This is a genomic window from Massilistercora timonensis, assembly GCF_048354975.1.
Lineage (GTDB): Bacteria > Bacillota > Clostridia > Lachnospirales > Lachnospiraceae > Massilistercora > Massilistercora timonensis.
This window is the reverse complement of sequence record NZ_DBGCJQ010000125.1, coordinates 1-2,845: the sequence shown is the minus strand read 5'-3', so window position 1 is coordinate 2,845 and position 2,845 is coordinate 1. Positions and strand designations below refer to the sequence as shown.

The following is a 2,845-nucleotide window of genomic DNA, read 5'->3' as shown; positions in this document are numbered from 1 at the left end:
GTGATCGCATTGACATGTCCAGGATAAAGGAACACATCCGCACTGCCCTTTAATGCCTGATAAGCCTGGGGCATGGTCTTGTTTGCCACAAGGAGCGAATAATTGGAAAGTCCGTCCTCTCCGGCCTTTTTCACGGAAAGACAGCCGGCAGGCGTGGTGGTCTCAAAGCCAACGGAAAGAAATACCACCTGCTCTTTTGGATGCTCTTTCGCATATTTTTCTGCATCTGCCGGTGAATAGACGATCCGTATCCTGGCGCCTTCTGCCCTGGCATCTGCAAGGCTTTTCTTTGTTCCCGGTACGCGGACAAGATCACCGAATGTGCAGATCGTCACCTGTTTTTCCAGAGCAAGATAAACGGCCTCGTCAATAAATCCTACCGGTGTTACACAGACCGGACATCCCGGTCCTGAGATCAGCTCCACCTGCGGCGGCAGAAGCTTGCGGATCCCCAGACGGAAGATCTCGTGGGTGTGTGTTCCGCAGACCTCCATGATCCGCACCGGCGGTCCCTGATATCCTTCTATGATCTCTCTTGCTGTTTTTTTCCTCTCTTCCATCACAGCAGTTCCTCCATCAGCTGGTCTGTCTCTTCCTCGTCATCATCGGTGATCTTTGCAATGGCAACACCTGCATGCACCATCACATAATCCCCCGGCTCCAGGTCTCCCAGGAGCTGAGCGGAAACCTCTCTCTTTGCGCCGCCTGCATCCACCACTGCTGTTCCGTCACTGATCTTTACTACTTTTGCTGATAATCCTACACACATATCTGTGCCTCCCATCCTGCATTTCTGCTGTATACTCCATGCGTTATCATAAAACATTTTTGATCCGTATCTGCATGATCTCATCTATATTTATCTGTATCGCTGCACATAAGCCATCCCATACACTGCCTGTCCCAGTGCGATCCCTCCGTCATTCGGCGGGATCAGGCTGTGCTTCAGAACTTTAAACCCCATTTCCGTAAGGCCGTCATCTACCAGCTCCAGAAGCAGCCGGTTCTGAAAGACACCGCCACTTAATGCCACTTTCCGGATTCCAGTCTGCCGCTCTGCTTCCTCACAGGCTGCAAGGATCTTATCTGCCAGTGCCCGGTGAAATCCATAAGCCAGCTTCCCGGGATCCTCTCCTGCAAGCCTTGCCCGGACCAGATATGCAACGATCTCACCTGTATTTAAAATAAATTTTCGTTCATCTTCAGACGCTTCTGAGATGCCTGTGCTTTCCGGAATGTCTTCCTTTTCTGACATCCGTATCTTCAGATTTTCTTCCGGATTTTTCTTCTGCATCTCCCGCTGCTTTCTCCAGGCCTCCGCCGCAAATTCCAGTGCTGTGGACGCTTCTCCCTCAAAGGTAGACGCTCTCCGGATCCCCAGGATCGCACTGACTCCGTCAAAAAGTCTTCCTGCACTGGTGGAAGTCACGGCATTGATCTTCCGCTGTGCCATAGTCACCAGTACCTTTGCTTCCTGATCTGTGCAAAGTCCCAGTTTCCGGACAGTGTCCAGGGTTTTTTCCAGATTTCCCGTATTCTGCCAGATCAGGGAAACGGCGATCCGCCAGCCTTCTTTTGCGGAAATATCTCCGCCAACCTGGACAAAGGGTTCTATACTTCCAAGCCTTGTAAATCCTTGACAGTCTGCAACCAGGAGCTCTCCACCCCAGATGGTTCCATCGGTTCCATAGCCTGTTCCGTCAAAGGAAACCCCTATCACCTTTTCTTCGCAGTCATTTTCTGCCATGCAGGATAAAATGTGTGCATAATGATGCTGCACCCTCAGAACCGGAAGCCCTAGCTCCTCTGCCACCACTGTGGAATTATATTTAGGGTGAAGATCACAGACCACTACCTCCGGCTGCACCTCCAGAAGTGTTTCCAACCGCCCGATCGTTTCCTTCAGGGCTTTTACCGTTCGAAGATCCTCAAGATCTCCCACATAAGGGGAAGGATAAAAACGGTTATCCACACCAATGCAGAAGGTGTTCTTAAGTTCTCCACCTGCTGCGATCACCTGGCCCTTCCAGGGTGTGGAGACCATAAACGGAAGAGGCGCATACCCGCGGGAACGGCGGATCATATAGGGTTCACCCTTATAGAAATCCATCACCGAATCGTCGGCCCGGATACGTATCTTCCTGTTGTGGGAAAGAATGCAGTCACAGAGATGGGAAAGCTCCTCTGCCGCCTCCTCATCATCTCTGCAGATCGGCGCCCCGGAAGTATTTCCGCTGGTCATTACCAGAAGCCCGGGCATCCGGATCCCATCATCGTAATGAAAAAGAAGCAGCTGAACCGGTGCATAGGGAAGCATGACACCCACCTTGGGATTCCCGGGTGCAATGCTCTCACAAAGCCTCGTTTCTCCCGGCAGCTTATCCAACAGCAGGATCGGCTTTTGATGACCGGTAAGGATCTTCTCCTGTTCCCCGCTGACCTTACAAATCTTCTTCACAGCTTCCATATCCTGTGCCATCACTGCAAAAGGCTTCACCGGACGCCGTTTCCGCTGCCGCAGCCGCTGTACAGCCTCCTCACTGGTAGCATCACAGCAAAGGTGAAAACCACCGATCCCTTTGATGGCCACGATTCCGCCGGAAGCAATGATCTTCCTTGTATAAGTGATAGCCTCCCGTCCCCGTTCCTTTCTTCCCGCCAGGTATACCTCAGGGCCACAGTCATTACAGCACACCGGCTGGGCATCATAGCGTCTGGTATCCGGGTTATGGTACTCATCCGCACAGGAGGGACACATGGGAAATTCCTTCATACTGGTCCGTTCACGGTCATAAGGAAGCGAATCCAGGATCGTCAGTCTCGGACCGCAGCAGGTACAGTTGAT

Annotated in this window: 3 protein-coding genes; all 3 read right to left on the bottom strand. The window is 52.1% G+C overall.

Annotated elements, in window-relative coordinates; translation table 11 throughout:
• The coding region (gene hypD / locus ACML7B_RS10695) for a hydrogenase formation protein HypD (protein WP_418541193.1) at positions 1–560 on the bottom strand (560 nt) is incomplete at its 3' end.
• Positions 560–769 carry a HypC/HybG/HupF family hydrogenase formation chaperone gene (locus tag ACML7B_RS10690; RefSeq protein ID WP_022426401.1) on the bottom strand — a complete coding sequence of 70 codons (210 nt, stop codon included), beginning with the start codon at positions 767–769 and terminating at the stop codon, positions 560–562. The genes ACML7B_RS10690 and hypD, both read right to left, overlap by 1 nt.
• Before the next feature lie 90 nt (positions 770–859).
• The coding region (gene hypF, locus ACML7B_RS10685) for a carbamoyltransferase HypF (protein WP_418541191.1) at positions 860–2,845 on the bottom strand (1,986 nt) is incomplete at its 5' end.